This window comes from Campylobacter sp. 2014D-0216 (assembly GCF_014931215.1).
GTDB lineage: Bacteria > Campylobacterota > Campylobacteria > Campylobacterales > Campylobacteraceae > Campylobacter_D.
In genome coordinates this window covers 700,091-715,060 of record NZ_CP063089.1, presented here as the reverse complement: position 1 = coordinate 715,060, position 14,970 = coordinate 700,091, and the positions used below count along the sequence as shown (strand labels likewise).

Here is a 14,970-nt window from a genome sequence, read left to right as displayed (position 1 = left end):
AATAAAATGTGTAATTATAGTTTAGTATTATTTAAAATAAGTTTAATAAACCATAAAATATAACTTTATATAAACATAGTTTCACTTAAAAGCAATGAATGTTTCAAAATTTACCCATTTAAATACACTTTCTACTTTAGAAAAACCAGCTTTTTTCAACATGGTTATATTTTCATTTTGGGTATAAGGTATGAGGACATTTTCCAAAGCTTCTCTTTTGGTGGAAATTTCTAGCTTACTATAACCTTGTTCTAGCTTATACTGCTCATAAATTTGGATCATTTTTTTAGCTATTTTGACATCATCGTAGAGAATTTTCTCACTGAGTATAAATACGCCATTTTTATTGAGGTTTTGGTAAATTTTATCAACTAGTTCTTGTCTTTTGGGTGGACGGATAAACTGCAAAGTATAAGTAGCGATGAAAACATCATTTGCAAAAAATTCAAAATCATCTAAATTTTTTTGATAAAACTCCACCTTAGCTCCAAAAGCTTGGCATTTGCTTTTGGCGATCTCTAGCATAGCTTTTGCATCATCAACCCCGCTCAAAAGCAAATCTTTTCTTTTTTCATATAATGCTAGCAACAAAGTGGCCGTAGAGCAACCAAGATCACAAATTTTAGCATTTTGCGATGTAAAATGATCGATGAGTTCTACTATGAGTTTTAAATTTTGTGTATAAAAAGGCACAGATCTTGAAACCATATCATCAAATACACTTGCTACGCTTTTATCGAATTCGAATTGTTTTTCTAAAGGTTTTTTAAAAATTTCATCTTTCATGGGATCTTCCTAAAATTTCTTTTGCTTTTTTGATATCTTTACTAATTTGTGCTTTTAGCAAGGCTAGGTTGTTAAATTTTGCATTAGCTCTTATATAGTCAATGAAACTTAGTTGCAAATGCTTTGCATTAGTATGTGTAAAATGCTCATCTAAAATGTGTGTTTCTATGGCAAAATTTTCATCAGTAGATCTTACCCCTAAAAAACTCACGCTTTGGTAGCATTGATCTTTTAGTGTTACAAAAGTTGCATACACACCATCTTTAGGCAAAATGAAGTCTTTTGCATGTAAATTTAAAGTCGCAACAAGCTCTTTAGCGCCTATACCTTGGCCTTTGATGATGTTTGCTTTTATGGTATAAAACCTACCTAGAAATTTTTTAGCTTCTTTGACTTTAGCTTCTTTGAGTAAAGTTTTAACCATGCTTGCATGAACGCTTTTGTTTTGAATTTTAAACTCATCTACGATGATGGTATTTACCCCACAAAGACTTTGTATATCTTTAGCACTACATTTTCTTTCTTTACCAAATTTAAAATCATACCCTACGATGATTTTTTCTAGCTTGGGAAATTCTTGCTTTAAAAGTTTTAGAAATTCCTCGCCTTTGTAGTCTTTGATTTGATCAAAATCACAAAAAATCAAAGGAAAATCAACTAAAGTTGCTCTAAAATTTCCAGGTGTTAGGGCTTTGTTTTCTTCTTTAGTGATGACAAACAAAGCTCCATTTTCATCTAAATGTTTAAAAAGCTCAAAATGCCCCAAATGCATACCATCAAAACGACCTATAGCTAAGTTTGTGATTTTAGTTTTTTCTATAGGCGTAGAAAAACTCAACATTGCCTTCTTTTCCTTTTAACTGCGACTCTTGACTTACTTGTAAGATCCAACCAAGTTTTGCACAGGCTTTTTCAAAGCTTTCTTTGGCATTTTTAATGGCTTTTGTATCTTTTACCACTCCATTTTTATCGCGCTTAATGTTTTTACCTACTTCAAATTGAGGTTTAAAAAGTAAGATGATAAGATCTTTAGCAAATTTATCTATATGATAAATCAAATGCGTTAAAGATATAAAACTCACATCACAAGTGATAACATCATATAAATTTTCGCTTTTAAACTCACGTAAATCGGTATTTTCACAAATTTGAAGATTTTCTAAATTTCTTAAACTCTCATGAAGTTGGTTAGAGCCCACATCTAAAGCAGTGATATGTTTAGCCTTGTTTTGGTGTAAAATTTGTACAAAACCTCCGGTTGATGAGCCTATATCTAAACAAATTTTATCTTTTATAGTAAATGCATGCTCGTGCAAAAAATGCTTGAGTTTAAAAGCGGCTCTACTTACAAAAAGCTCTTCTAAAAGTGTGAGTTTTAAACTCTCATCTTCTAAAGGATTTAAAGATGTGAGTTTAAAAGAAGTCTTTTTAAACTCGCCATTGAGTAAAATTTGCTTGTTTTCTATAAGCTCACAAGCTTTATTACGAGAAATGTTTAGTTTTGTACTTACAAAAACATCAAACCTCATCAGCACCACCTAAAAGGGCATTAAACTCGGCTTCATTGATACACTTAACCCCTAAGCTTTGTGCTTTTTCAAGCTTTGAGCCTGCTTCACTTCCGTATAATACAAAGTCAGTTTTTTTAGACACACTTGAGCTTACTTTTGCACCAAAACTTTCGATCAACTCTTTAAAATGATCGCGTGATTTGCTTAAAGTACCTGTGATCACAAAGGTTTTATTGGAAATATTTTCATTTAAAACAAGCTCTTTTTTCTCATCTTCTAAGTGTAAAATTTCATAAAAATGCTGAATACGCTTTGCGTTGACATGAGTAAATTCTTCTAAACTTTTAGCCATTTGTTCGCCAAAGCCTTCTAAATTCGCATAAGCTTCATAACTTTGCATAAACCATTCAAAGCCAAAAGATTGCGCCAGCTTTTTAGCCGCTACTTCGCCAATATGCTCTATACCCAATGCAGTGATAAATCTTGATAAAGGGCATTTTTTTGCATTTTCTATGGCGCTTAGAAGATTGTTGATTTTTTTCTCTTTAAAGCCTTCTAAACCTTCAAAATCACTGTATTTTAAGAAAAATATACTTTCTATGTTGGTGATTTTTCCTTCTTTAAATAAAAGCTCGACGATGTTTTCTCCAAGGCCATCTATATTTAAACACTTTTTAGATACAAAATGTATAATGGAATTTACAAGTCTTGCCTTGCAGTCTAAGTTTTGACATTTTAAAAAAGCACCCTCATCTAAAAGCTCGCTAGAACATTCAGGACAAAGAGTTGGTTTGGAGATTTTGCTTTCTAAACCATCACGTCTTTGGGTGAAAACTTTGGTGATTTTTGGTATCACATCGCCACTTCTTATCACACTTACACTATCGCCTATCATCACTCCTAGTCTTGCTATCTCATCAAAATTATGCAAGGTTGCAGACTTCACCACTACTCCATCTAAATTTACAGGCTCTAGCACTGCCACAGGAGTGATCACTCCGCTTCTTCCTACTTGCAAATTCACTCCAAGCAAGGTGGTAGTTTTCTCCAATGCAGGAAATTTAAATGCTGCCATAAATTTTGGAAATTTCACAGTATAGCCTAAAAATTCACAATGGGTTAAGTCATCTACCCTTACAACCATACCATCCATCATCATAGGTTTTTGATCTCTTTTTTCCAAAAGCTCATGATATTTTTCCAAAACCTCATCTAAAGTTTTCACACAAAAAACAAAGTCATCTTTTAAAAAACCAAGACTTCTTACAAATTCCATCACTTCAGAGTGCTTCTTAAACTCCAAAGAATTCTCCCCTACTCCCCAAGGGTAAAATTTTAAATTTCTTTCTTTTGTAATGCTTGTGTCAAGCTGTCTTAGTGAACCACTTGCTGCATTGCGTGGATTTGCAAATAAACTTAAGCCCTCTTTGGCTCTTTTTTCATTGATTTTTTCAAAATCTTCTTTTAAAATCACCACTTCGCCACGAATTTCTATTTTATCTTTATAAGGTATGCTTTGAGGTATGTTAGATATCTCTTTTACATTTAAAGTAATATCTTCGCCTACTTCTCCATCGCCTCTTGTAGCACCGCTGATTAAAATGCCATTTTCATAAGTGAGATTTAAACTTGCTCCATCAAATTTAGGTTCTATGAAAAAATCAAACTCGCATTTGGCTCTTTTTGCCCAAGCTCTAAGCTCAGCTTCATCAAAAACATCTTCCATAGACCACATTTTTGCACTATGTGCAAGCTTGTGGAATTCACTTTGTATTGTCGGGGCGATATTTTGCGTAGGAGAATCTTTAGCAATTTTTTCAGGGTATTTTACTTCAAATTCTTTTAACTCTCTAATGAGTTTATCATACTCCTCATCGCTTGCTAAAGGCTCATCATCTTCATAGTAAGCCCTCATCCATTCTTTTGCTAGTTTTACTTTTTCTAAATACTCTTGATAAGTCATCATTGCTCCAAAGAAAGTTCATTCATCACTTTTGCAAGCTCAAACATTTGTTTATGCTCGTATACATCATGCACTCTTATAATACTTGCACCATTTTTGAAAGCCTCTAAATGCAAATATAGCGTACCTGCAAGTCTTTGTTCTACATTTGATTGAAAATACGCATTAATCACGCTTTTTCTACTAGCTCCGATTAAAAGCTCCTTTTCAAAGCGCAAAAAATGCTCTAAGTGTTTAATTAACATCATATTATGCCAAGGACTCTTACCAAAACCAATACCAACATCTAAAATCACATCTTTTAAGCCAAGATCGCTAAGTCTTTGCAACTTTTGTGCAAAAAAATCATCAAGCTCGGCTAATACATCTTCATAACAAGGGTCATCTTGCATATTTTGCGGAGTATTTTGTATATGCATGAGTGTATAAGTGGCTTTGTAACTTAAAGCTAGTTGGGCCAAATTTTCATTTTTAAAACCGGTAATATCATTAATAAGCTTAAAGCCTTTGTTTAAAGCATATTCTAAACAATACTCATCAAAGCTATCTAAACTAAAAATACATTTTTCATAAAGTTTTTCTTTATAGATTAAATCTAAGGTATTTTTTAAACGCTTAAATTCTTCTTCCTTCCCACAATACACACTACCAGGTCTTGAAGAAACCGCACCTATATCTATATAATCAGCCCCTTGAGAAATCATGAGTTCGATTTTTTCTAAAACTTCATTTTCTTTAACCCTGCTTTGTGCATTAAAACTGTCTTCATTGACATTGATCACACCCATGATTTTTGGTTGAGTGGGTTTAATAAATTTAGACTTTAAAAATAATGCTAAATTTTTGAGTTTAAAATCTTGTAATTTTTCTTTCTCTATGAGTTTTTTAGCTTGATCTTGCGTTAGCATAAGCAAGGCACTAGTTTGCTCCTTACCCAAAATAACCTCTTTATGTGTCACAAGCTCAGCTCCCACTCTTAATGCATCTTGCTTGAGTATATTTGCAGCAGGTGCTCTTAAGTCTTTGATAAGAAAAAAATGAATTTGAGTTTTCTCACTCATAATCTTTTCTCCCGCCTTATGCGGTTTGATATAGTGACAAATTTTATCAAATTGGGTGTTGGGATTGATTTTGATGATTTTCATTGTTTTCTCTCATGTAAAAATAAAACTATCGTGCTAAGCAAAACTGATGGCTTGGCATTTAACTTAGCTAATTCATAAGCTTTATAAAAAAAGTCGATCTCTTCATCATTTAGCTTGATATCTTGCTTAAAACACTCATAACTTAAAGCACTAATAAGCTCTAAACACTCTTGTTTATCTATATTTTCGTATTTTTTTAAAAATGCTAAAACATTTGCAAGATCCATTTTTTTAAGATCTAAATTTAGGCTTATTTTTTCCCTTTGAATTTTATGCTTTTCTATCATAAACCTTGAAAGTATGGTAGGTAAAAATACATTCTTAGATGGCGCTACAATGATAAAATACACATTTTTTGGTGGCTCTTCAAAAAGTTTTAGTAAAAAATTTTGTGCTTCTTCACGAAAAGATTTTGCTAGTATGACAATGATTTTAGCATGTGCTTCAGCCATATAGCTTTCTTTCATAATAGCTCTTGCAGTTGCTTGAGCATTTTTATCATAAGTTAGGTCATTTAGTCTTAGTTCTAAGTCGGGATTTTTAGGTATGAAAAATCTAAGGTTTTTTTGTCCATATTCTTCTATGAGTTTTTCTTGCATCAACTCAAAATCATTATGAATAATGATTTTATTTCTTAGGTTCAAATTTCTACCTTAGAAAAAAGTACCGCTTCTAAGCTTTGTTCAAATACTTTATACAAAGAAATGAGTTTATAATCCAACTCTTTATCGCGCGAGGAAAGATAAAAGCTGTTTTGCAACTGCTCATCAAAAAGCCAAAGCATGCTATCTTCTTTAGAATTAGCGATTTTAAATTTAAAACCTGTATTAGTCCCTATATAAAAAAACGCATAACCATTAGGAAAAGAAATACTTAAAAGGTCATTAAGCAAGTCAATATCTTCTTGAGTATTGCAAGCTTTATTATAAATTCCTTTTAGAGAAACAAAAGGCACTAAAGGTCTTGTGTTGCTAGCATTGATTTGACTTAAAAAATACTCTTCAAACCATACTCTTTGCTCATCAGTAATTACAATAAAAGTATAACCTTGCAAAAGCAATGCTAATTTAGAAGCGATTAAAGGCGACCACTCAAGACGCCTTTCTTCAAGCCAACTCGTATAAGTGCCGTTTTCTCGGATTTGTTCTAGGGTAAATTTTAAAAAACTATTGCTCATTTATACATCTAGCTTATAAACTTCATGTAGCACTCTTACGGCTAATTCGCCGTATTTTTCATGGACGATCATTGAAATTTTAATTTCACTTGTAGAGATCATTTGTATGTTAATGTTTTCATTAGCTAAAGCTTGAAAAGCAGCCGAAGCAACACCAGAATGTGACTTCATACCTACACCTACAACAGACACTTTTACTACCGCGCTATCTGTTTCTATAATGGCATTAGCTCCTAAAACTTTTCTCATAGCATTGGTCGCTAAATCTAATTCATTTTCTGGCACAGTAAAGCCTAGATTAGTAGCTCCATCCACTCCTACATTTTGAATGATCATATCCACATTGATGTTTTCATCTGCCAAAGTACTAAAAATCGCAGCTGCAATTCCTGGTTTATCATCGATATTCCTTAATGTTACTCTTGCTTGGTTTTTATCTAATGCTATACCGCTAACCAAAGCTTGTTCCATATTTTCCTCCTTTGTGATAATCGTACCTTCATTTTCATTAAAACTGCTTCTAGTTACTAGTTTAACATTTAATTTTTTAGCTAATTCTACTGAACGATTTTGTAAAACTTTAGCTCCTAAACTTGCAAGTTCTAACATCTCTTCATAAGAAATTCTATCTAGTTTTTTAGCCTTAGGTTCTATCCTAGGATCTGTCGTATAAACCCCATCTACATCTGTATATATCTCACATAAATCTGCTTTTAAAGCTCCCGCTAAAGCTACCGCACTCAAGTCGCTTCCGCCACGACCCAAAGTAGTAACATTGCCCATTTTATCAACACCTTGAAAACCAGCAACCACTACGATATAACCCTCATCTAGAGCTTTTGTAAGATTTGAAGTGTCAATATGCTCAATTCTTGCTTTAGTATATACATCATCTGTGATGATCCCTGCGTTGCGACCTGAAAATGCAACCGCTTTTAAACCCATTTCATTTAAAGCAATAGCAAGCAAAGATGAAGTTACACGCTCACCACTACTTAAAAGCATATCCATTTCACGACCAGAAGGGTTTTTACTAAAATGGTGTGCAAAATCAATTAGCTCATTTGTCACCCCGCTCATCGCCGAAACAACCACTACTAATTTATCGCAAGTTTTTTTGCTTTTAGCTACTCTTTTAGCGACCTCATCAATGCGTTCTAGCGTTCCTACGCTTGTTCCTCCATATTTTTGTACGATCAGCATTAAATATACCCCCTTTCTTTAAAATGTTTCAATACTTTGATGTATATAGGCTTTTTAAAATGATTTATCATGTCATAAACTTGATCCAAATCAACAAGCTTATAAGCATCAAATTCTGGATTTTTAGTGTTAAGATTGATTATGGCTTTGTTTTTTAACTTCACTAAGAAATATTTTTGGCTTTGTCCATCATAAGGATACATCTTCTGTGCGACTTTAGCCGGAAAATCGTAACTAATCCACTCAGGATGTTCGGCTAAAATTTCAATCTCATCTGTGCCTATTTCTTCTTTTAATTCTCTAAACAATGCGCTTTTAACATCTTCCCCCTCATCAATGCCACCTTGAGGAAACTGCCATATATCTTCCATATCATTGCGTTTAGCAAGTAAAATTTTACACTCAAAAGGATAAGCTGATGATAACACTATAGCAGCTACATTTGGCCTGTATTTTTTTTCTTTTTCCATGATTTTCTTATCCTTGACTTTTAGATAATATAATTCTAACAAAAAAATACGAATTTATATTATATTTTAGAGAAGTTTTATGCATTTATATATCCATGTACCATTTTGCGAGAGCAAATGTTTTTATTGTTCTTTTACCTCGCTTAAAAAAAAGGACTTTGAAAAAGATTACCTAAATGCTTTAATGCAAGATATAAAATATCAACTAGATTTTTTTAAAGTTGCCAAAAACTCCATAAAGACTGTTTTTATAGGTGGTGGCACTCCTAGTTTAATGAATATACATTTTTATGAAAAAATTTTTATATTTTTGCAAGCTTATTTAAAGCAAGAATGTGAAATCACCATTGAAGCCAATCCTAATTCTAGTAATTTTTCATGGCTAAGTGCTATAAAAAATTTAGGTTTTAATCGCATTTCTTTTGGCGCGCAAAGTTTTCATGAAAAAAAATTACAATTTCTTGGGCGTATTCATGATCAAAAAACCATCTTTAAGAGTATAGAAAATGCCAAAAAAGCAGGATTTGACACTATCAACTTAGACTTAATCTATGATACAAAATTAGATGATACCAAAATGCTTGATTATGAAATTTCAAAATTAGCCTTGCTAGATATTAACCATGTAAGTGCTTATAATTTAACTATAGAAGAAAAAACGAGATTTGCTAAAAAATTTCACTATAAAAAAAATGCACCACGCCTTGCGAAGTATTTTATCAAAGCGATTGAAAGCCTTGGCTATAAACAATACGAAATCAGCAATTTTGGACAAATTTGCAAACACAACCTTGCTTACTGGCAAGGAAAAGACTATATAGGCTGTGGTTTAAGCGCGGTAGGATTTTTAAAAAATCAAAGATTTTATACTAAGAAAAATTTAAAAGATTATATCAATGATCCTTGTTTTAGAGAGATTGAAAATTTAAATTTACATGATTTACGCTTAGAGCACATTTTCTTAGGACTTAGAAGTCTTATAGGCATAGAAGAAACAAAACTTGAACCTTTAGAAAGAGAAAAAGCAATGTTTCTTAGTAAAAAAGGGAAGTTAGTTTACAAAAAAGGTGTTTTTTATAATACTAACTACCTCTTAAGCGATGAATTAGCCTTATATATTAGCACTTAGAAAGTATCGTTTTAAATTTTTTAATTCTATCAAGTATTTTTGGACTTAATCTTAACAATTCATGAGTATGATCATTTATAATGATACAATTTTGCTTCCAAGCCTTGGTGGATTTTAATAAAGAATAATCTAATAAGCTTTGTTTGTTTGCACCCATTCCAAGTATGATCATGTCAGGATTTTGCTTTAAGATATATTCTTGAGAAAGAATGGGTCTTGAAACCTTACTTTTAGGACTAACATTAAAAAAACCTAATAATCTTAAAATATCTGCAATCAAAGAATTATCATTAAAAGCCATCAAAGGTTGAGCTGAATACAAATATATAACATTTTTATTTTTAGTTTGCTCTTGAAGTTGTTGAAGTTCATTTTGAAAATACTCCAAAAGTTTTTGCCCCTGCTCCTCTTTATGAATAAGTTTTGCTAAGATGAGAATGTTTTCTTTGATATCTTCTAAATTTTTTGATTGTAATGCAATACTTTTGATTTTAAACTGATCTAACATGGGTTTTAGACTAAAAGAATATTCACTCAAAATAACCAAACTTGGTCGCAAGGAAACAATTTTTTCCACTGAAGGGTTAGAAAAAGTCCCTACGCTTGGGATATTTTTAGTCTTTTCTTCTGGATAAATACTAGAATATTGCAACTTAGCAATACCAACAATCTCATCTGCCCCACCAAGCATAAATATAGTCTCAACACTAGCAGGATCTAACACCACTAAACGCTCTTTAGAATACACAAAGCTAATCACAATACTTATAAACAATAATATTTTTTTCATTTTATTCCTTTAAAGCTAAAACATATGGTCTTGCATTTTTATAAACCACTTCGCATTTTAATCCATAAATTTCATATAAAATTTCAGGAGTAAAAAGCTTATGTGCACTGTCAAAATACCGAACTTTTCCATCTTTTAAAAATACTAATTGATCGCAAAAAATCGAAGCCAAATTTAAATCATGTAAAATAGCCACAATAGAGATATTTTTTTCATGGATAAGTTGCTCACAAAATTTTAAAATTTCTATAGAGTATTTTAAATCTAAAGCTGAAGTAGGCTCATCTAGGAAAAGTATTTTTGGCTTTTTTAATAAAGCCCTTATAAGGAGGATTTTTTGGAATTCTCCCCCACTTAAAGATAAGATATTTCTATGCAACAAATGCTCACATTGTAATGTTTTTGCGTAATTTTTCACTTCTTTTATATCTTCATGAGTATAACTTGAAAAAGAATGCTTTAGTGCATTATATTTTCCCATTAGCAAAACATCTACAACCTTTAAAGGAGTTTGGAGTTTAGATTTTTGTGGTACTAGCCCTATTAGGCGTGATATGTCTTTTGTGTTAATATGATTCACATTTTCGCCTAATAAAACAATTTCGCCTTGATTTGGCACTAAATCTTTCAATAGTAACTTTAGCAAAGTACTTTTTCCAGATCCATTTGGACCTAAAATACCTAAGAATGTTTGATGTTTTAGACTGATGTTAATGTTTTCAAGTAATGTTTTATGGTCATATGAAAAATACAAATTATGAATTTTAATCATTTTTCAAAATCCTTTTTTTGACTTCAAAGCTAAATATAAAAATATAGGCGAACCAAACAAAGCAGTAATAATACCTATGGGTATTTGAACAGGAGAAAGTAAAGTCCTTGCTATAATATCACTAATGAGCAAAAAAATACCACCAAAAACAACAGAGTATGGGATCACAATAGCATTATCATAGGTTTTAAAAATCAATCTCACAACATGCGGTATAATCAAACCAACAAAAGCTATAATCCCCGTAAAAGCCACAGCAAAAGATACAGCTAATGAAGAAACGATCAAAAGTTTTATCCTTAAACTATATGCATCAACCCCTAAATTTTTAGCCTCTTCATCTCCGCTTAACAAAATATTTAAGGCATTTTTATTGATATAAAAATACAATAAACTCAAAAGCAAAGGCAAGATAAGAATTTGCACATGATACCAAGAACTTAAGCCAATATTTCCCATCAACCAAGCTACAACCTTAAAAGAGTCTTCTCCAATAACATAAGTAAAGAATGAAGTAAAAGCCCCTAAAAAAGATGATGTAGCAATACCAATAATCAACAATGTACTAATGGAAGTTTTAGAAGCGATTTTAAAAACAAAAAAAGAAAAAATACTCGAACAAATAAAGGCAAAAATTCCATAATAATAATCTTCAAAGCCCAATAAATAAGCAACAATAGCCCCAAAAGTAGCCGCTGAAGCAATACCTATGATATAAGGATCTGCTATGGGGTTTGAAAATACATTTTGAGTAATAACTCCACTACTTGATAATAACATTCCAATCAAAATAGCCATAACCGCCCTACTGAAACGAGTATCTATGATCATTTGATTTAAAGTGTCATTCTGTATAAAAACATACTCATACAACTGCAAAGGATTGATATTTTCTTCACCTAAGCATAACGCCATTACAATAACCACAAAATAAGCCAAAACAAACATGGAGTAAATTAAAGTGTTTTTAGAACACATACTTAAACTCCGTATAATAACTTCTTCCATTTCCTGGTAGGTACTGATCATTTATACTATCTTGATAGGTGTAGTATTTTTTATCAAATACATTTCTTATCCCTGCAGCAATTTGCAAATTTTTATAATTATAACTTGCTCCAATATCTACTAAAGTGTAGTCTTTAATCCATTCATTTTGATACATTTTTCCCGTTTTCTCATCTATCATACCGCCGTCTTTAGATCTAGAATGATAGTTTAAGTCAACAAAAGTATTAAAATTTGCACTCCAGTAATAATCTAATCCCGCATATAAATTAACCTTAGAAACATAAGGAATTCTTAAGCCATCATTAACTCCTTTAGATATACTTGCATCAATGTAAGCTACACCTTGTTTTAAGATCAAAGTTTCTCCGAGTAGTTTTTGACTTAAATTCATTTCAACACCAAGTCGTCTAGTCTCATCTATATTGTAGTATTTCCACCATGATCCTGATGTAGCATGCGGGTTGCCAAGATAAGCGATCTCATCTTTACTTTGGGTGTAAAAAACACTTGCTCTAAAAACGTGAAAATCCCACAATACATCATTAATGCCCAATTCAAAGGTATGAAAAATTTCAGAATTTAAATCCGTAGAATAATACTTCTTACTTTTGTTGTCTTTATTTACAAATTGTGCTGGGCTTGGAGATATAAAACCCCTTTCGTATTTAAAATACGCCAAACCCGTATCAGAATACACAAAAGTAGGAGTAAGCTCAAAAGCAATATTATCACTGTGTTTTTTTGTGTCAAAAAGACTTAACTCATCTATAATTACAGAACTATTAGGGTGGTTTGGGGTGTTAATTTGCATTTGATTTTTATAGCTTCTATGTGTGGTATATTGGTTCCATTCATATCGAATACCACTAGATAAAACAAAAATATCATTCAATTGATGAGAGTTTAAAACAAAAACCGAATGGCTTTGCTTGTTCATATCCATAATAGTTTGCATATGATGATAAGGTATGATAGGAAAAACGCTATATTTTAATAAGCTTGTTCGCTTAGCATCATGGTTTAAAAAATCATACCCACTTACCAAGTAAGAATTCTCATCATAATTGTATTTTGCTTTAAAATTAAACCCCAAAGTCGTGTCATTAAAGCCACTTCCATCTTGATAAGCTTTAATACCTTTCATCATAACCACATCTTTATCATAAACGATTTTTTGATCTTGCCAAAAACTACCTAAGCGAAATTCCCAAGCATCACCAAGGTAGTAATTATAATCTAAGCTTAATTCAGATCTATTAGTTTGTGTGATATTCTCTGAAGCACCTTTTTGCCTAGGGTTACTTTCAATTTGTGCTTTAGTTAAATAGCCGCTATTTTTATTTGTACTTTTAAAATGATTATAATTTAATGCAATATTACTATTTTCATTAAGATCGCTCATTATGCCTGTATTAAGATGAAAGCCTTTTTCATTGTAGCCTTCTTGAAAGCCATTTTTGTCAAATTTTTGCGCACTCAAAGACAAAACCACATCATCATGCAAAACCTTGTTTAAATTAAAACCAAAATTACCTCCATCGATAATATTTTGGTAAGATTGTGTTTGACTAAAAATAGAAAAATGATCTTGTTTTTGCTTTTTGCTTATGATGTTGATCACACCACCTCTTGTGCCATTTCCATATAAAATTGACCCTCCACCTGGTATGATTTCTATACGTTCGATATTGTTTATATTGATCCCATTTAAAGGCGTAACGCCATGAGAATTATCAAGCATATTAATTTGGCGACCATCTAGCATTACCTTAACAGCAATATTAGATTTATTTCCTTGTCCTCTCATATCAACATTACGACCTAGTCCAAAATTAACAAAATTGATTTCAGGTATACTCTCTAACACTTGCTCTATAGAACTAAAACCTTTTTTCTTTAAAGAAGAACCATCTACAACAATAACATTTCTCAAATTCTTATCCGCATCTTGCTCAAATCCACTCGCAGAAACCACAAGTTCATCTAAAAATACTTTTTCATCTTTTGTATTGAGTGCATTAGCCCATGCATGATTTAAAAACAATACAGTATAAAAAGAAAATGAAATAATCCTACTTGTAGAATTCATTATACACACTCCTTAGTGATTACTATATAATAATGATAATTCATATCATTATTAAAAAAAGAGAAATATACTCTCATTTAATTTAAAAAAAGATAAAATAATAAGCGGTTTAAGATAAATTTAATTTGATAATTGATATTGTTTTTCAAAATTTTATAAAAAGGATACTATTCAATGAATTTTAGCACTATCATAGAGCATATGAACTCACATCATCAATCCAACCTTATAGACTTATGCAAAAAATTTTCTAACTCCAAGAAAATCGAAAAAGCTATACTTCAGAGTGTAGACTTTGAAGGACTAGATATAATCTATAATGATGATCAAACACTACGCATTAATTTTCCAACAAAAGCTGATGTAAACACTATTAAAGATATCATTATCGAGCTTTGCATGAATGCAAAAAGCGATGATTTGGAAAACATTCATCAAGAGATTGATGAATTTATCGCACAATATAATTCCATCATTTTAGCAACACTCACTGAAAATGGCGAAACCACTTGCTCTTATGCTCCATTTTTTAGATTTCAATCTGAAAATTACATTTACATTAGTCAAATCAGTGAGCATTTTCACAATATCAAAACAAATCCAAACAACATTGAAGTAATGTTTTTAGAAGATGAATGCAAAGCAAGTTCAGTCACTCTAAGAAAAAGACTGCGCTATAAAGCAAGTGCATCTATTCTTGAAAGAGATGCAGAGTTTGACAAAAAATACGATGAATTTGAAAAACAAACAAAAGATGATAAAGCAGTGAAGATGATTAGATCTATGCTTGATTTTCATTTAATTAAGCTTGATTTCCATAATGGACGCTTTGTGAAAGGATTTGGTAAAGCTTATGATATACAAGATGGAAAAATTATTCACATCAAAGGCAAACACCCTCATCAATTCTCACACAAAAAATAG

General features: G+C 31.5%; 15 protein-coding genes. 2 read left to right on the top strand and 13 right to left on the bottom strand.

Annotated features, from left to right (window positions below; genetic code table 11):
* Nucleotides 1-81: 81 nt before the first annotated feature.
* The 9 genes from cmoA to A0083_RS03635 are packed head-to-tail and all read right to left on the bottom strand — an operon-like array spanning nucleotide 82 to nucleotide 8,255.
* A complete protein-coding gene (gene cmoA / locus A0083_RS03675) occupies nucleotides 82-786 on the bottom strand; it encodes a carboxy-S-adenosyl-L-methionine synthase CmoA (RefSeq protein ID WP_197554332.1) in 705 nt (234 codons plus the stop codon).
* Nucleotides 776-1,627, bottom strand: a complete 852-nt coding sequence (locus tag A0083_RS03670; RefSeq protein ID WP_197554329.1) for a bifunctional riboflavin kinase/FAD synthetase — start codon at nucleotides 1,625-1,627, stop codon at nucleotides 776-778. The genes cmoA and A0083_RS03670 overlap by 11 nt, the downstream gene beginning before the upstream one ends.
* Nucleotides 1,593-2,315: a 23S rRNA (cytidine-2'-O)-methyltransferase TlyA gene (tlyA, locus tag A0083_RS03665; protein WP_197554326.1), complete on the bottom strand. Its 723-nt coding sequence runs from the start codon at nucleotides 2,313-2,315 to the stop codon at nucleotides 1,593-1,595. The genes A0083_RS03670 and tlyA overlap by 35 nt, the downstream gene beginning before the upstream one ends.
* Nucleotides 2,305-4,260 (bottom strand): NAD-dependent DNA ligase LigA, encoded by a 1,956-nt coding sequence (ligA, locus tag A0083_RS03660; RefSeq protein WP_197554323.1) that lies wholly within the window; start codon nucleotides 4,258-4,260, stop codon nucleotides 2,305-2,307. The genes tlyA and ligA overlap by 11 nt, the downstream gene beginning before the upstream one ends.
* A complete protein-coding gene (gene folP / locus A0083_RS03655) occupies nucleotides 4,260-5,405 on the bottom strand; it encodes a dihydropteroate synthase (protein ID WP_197554320.1) in 1,146 nt (381 codons plus the stop codon). The genes ligA and folP overlap by 1 nt, the downstream gene beginning before the upstream one ends.
* Nucleotides 5,402-6,004, bottom strand: a complete 603-nt coding sequence (locus tag A0083_RS03650) for a DNA polymerase III subunit delta' (protein ID WP_052243710.1) — start codon at nucleotides 6,002-6,004, stop codon at nucleotides 5,402-5,404. The genes folP and A0083_RS03650 overlap by 4 nt, the downstream gene beginning before the upstream one ends.
* A 41-nt stretch (nucleotides 6,005-6,045) precedes the next feature.
* Nucleotides 6,046-6,582, bottom strand: a complete 537-nt coding sequence (locus A0083_RS03645) for a HobA family DNA replication regulator (RefSeq protein WP_120759317.1) — start codon at nucleotides 6,580-6,582, stop codon at nucleotides 6,046-6,048.
* On the bottom strand, nucleotides 6,583-7,785 hold the full coding sequence (locus A0083_RS03640) for an aspartate kinase (protein ID WP_120759319.1): 1,203 nt from the start codon (nucleotides 7,783-7,785) through the stop codon (nucleotides 6,583-6,585).
* Nucleotides 7,785-8,255 (bottom strand): RNA pyrophosphohydrolase, encoded by a 471-nt coding sequence (locus tag A0083_RS03635; RefSeq protein WP_120759321.1) that lies wholly within the window; start codon nucleotides 8,253-8,255, stop codon nucleotides 7,785-7,787. Before A0083_RS03635 ends, A0083_RS03640 begins: the two co-directional genes overlap by 1 nt.
* A 79-nt stretch (nucleotides 8,256-8,334) precedes the next feature.
* On the opposite strand from A0083_RS03635, the gene hemW reads away from it, so the two are divergent.
* Nucleotides 8,335-9,384, top strand: a complete 1,050-nt coding sequence (gene hemW, locus A0083_RS03630; RefSeq protein ID WP_197554314.1) for a radical SAM family heme chaperone HemW — start codon at nucleotides 8,335-8,337, stop codon at nucleotides 9,382-9,384.
* Here the strand turns inward: hemW and A0083_RS03625 are convergent.
* From A0083_RS03625 to A0083_RS03610, 4 genes are read right to left on the bottom strand one after another with little or no spacing between them, the layout of a single operon-like run.
* Nucleotides 9,374-10,174 carry an ABC transporter substrate-binding protein gene (locus A0083_RS03625; protein WP_120759325.1) on the bottom strand — a complete coding sequence of 267 codons (801 nt, stop codon included), beginning with the start codon at nucleotides 10,172-10,174 and terminating at the stop codon, nucleotides 9,374-9,376. The two genes, hemW and A0083_RS03625, sit on opposite strands and share 11 nt — an antisense overlap.
* A gap of 1 nt (nucleotide 10,175) precedes the next feature.
* On the bottom strand, nucleotides 10,176-10,946 hold the full coding sequence (locus A0083_RS03620) for an ABC transporter ATP-binding protein (protein WP_197554311.1): 771 nt from the start codon (nucleotides 10,944-10,946) through the stop codon (nucleotides 10,176-10,178).
* Nucleotides 10,947-10,949: 3 nt separating this feature from the next.
* Nucleotides 10,950-11,954 carry a FecCD family ABC transporter permease gene (locus A0083_RS03615; RefSeq protein WP_197554308.1) on the bottom strand — a complete coding sequence of 335 codons (1,005 nt, stop codon included), beginning with the start codon at nucleotides 11,952-11,954 and terminating at the stop codon, nucleotides 10,950-10,952.
* Nucleotides 11,914-14,046, bottom strand: a complete 2,133-nt coding sequence (locus A0083_RS03610) for a TonB-dependent receptor (RefSeq protein ID WP_197554305.1) — start codon at nucleotides 14,044-14,046, stop codon at nucleotides 11,914-11,916. Before A0083_RS03610 ends, A0083_RS03615 begins: the two co-directional genes overlap by 41 nt.
* Nucleotides 14,047-14,220: 174 nt before the next feature.
* On the opposite strand from A0083_RS03610, the gene A0083_RS03605 reads away from it, so the two are divergent.
* Nucleotides 14,221-14,970, top strand: a complete 750-nt coding sequence (locus A0083_RS03605) for a HugZ family heme oxygenase (protein ID WP_120759333.1) — start codon at nucleotides 14,221-14,223, stop codon at nucleotides 14,968-14,970.

Bases quoted from the DNA above. Each gene is read 5' to 3' on its own strand.
- A0083_RS03645 (WP_120759317.1), bottom strand. From the start codon at position 6,582: ATGAGCAATAGTTTTTTAAAATTTACCCTAGAACAAATCCGAGAAAAC.
- folP (WP_197554320.1), bottom strand. From the start codon at position 5,405: ATGAAAATCATCAAAATCAATCCCAACACCCAATTTGATAAAATTTGT.
- A0083_RS03620 (WP_197554311.1), bottom strand. From the start codon at position 10,946: ATGATTAAAATTCATAATTTGTATTTTTCATATGACCATAAAACATTA.
- A0083_RS03605 (WP_120759333.1), top strand. From the start codon at position 14,221: ATGAATTTTAGCACTATCATAGAGCATATGAACTCACATCATCAATCC.
- A0083_RS03615 (WP_197554308.1), bottom strand. From the start codon at position 11,954: ATGGAAGAAGTTATTATACGGAGTTTAAGTATGTGTTCTAAAAACACT.
- A0083_RS03670 (WP_197554329.1), bottom strand. From the start codon at position 1,627: ATGTTGAGTTTTTCTACGCCTATAGAAAAAACTAAAATCACAAACTTA.
- ligA (WP_197554323.1), bottom strand. From the start codon at position 4,260: ATGACTTATCAAGAGTATTTAGAAAAAGTAAAACTAGCAAAAGAATGG.
- A0083_RS03640 (WP_120759319.1), bottom strand. From the start codon at position 7,785: ATGCTGATCGTACAAAAATATGGAGGAACAAGCGTAGGAACGCTAGAA.
- A0083_RS03610 (WP_197554305.1), bottom strand. From the start codon at position 14,046: ATGAATTCTACAAGTAGGATTATTTCATTTTCTTTTTATACTGTATTG.
- A0083_RS03650 (WP_052243710.1), bottom strand. From the start codon at position 6,004: ATGCAAGAAAAACTCATAGAAGAATATGGACAAAAAAACCTTAGATTT.
- hemW (WP_197554314.1), top strand. From the start codon at position 8,335: ATGCATTTATATATCCATGTACCATTTTGCGAGAGCAAATGTTTTTAT.
- A0083_RS03625 (WP_120759325.1), bottom strand. From the start codon at position 10,174: ATGAAAAAAATATTATTGTTTATAAGTATTGTGATTAGCTTTGTGTAT.
- cmoA (WP_197554332.1), bottom strand. From the start codon at position 786: ATGAAAGATGAAATTTTTAAAAAACCTTTAGAAAAACAATTCGAATTC.
- A0083_RS03635 (WP_120759321.1), bottom strand. From the start codon at position 8,255: ATGGAAAAAGAAAAAAAATACAGGCCAAATGTAGCTGCTATAGTGTTA.
- tlyA (WP_197554326.1), bottom strand. From the start codon at position 2,315: ATGAGGTTTGATGTTTTTGTAAGTACAAAACTAAACATTTCTCGTAAT.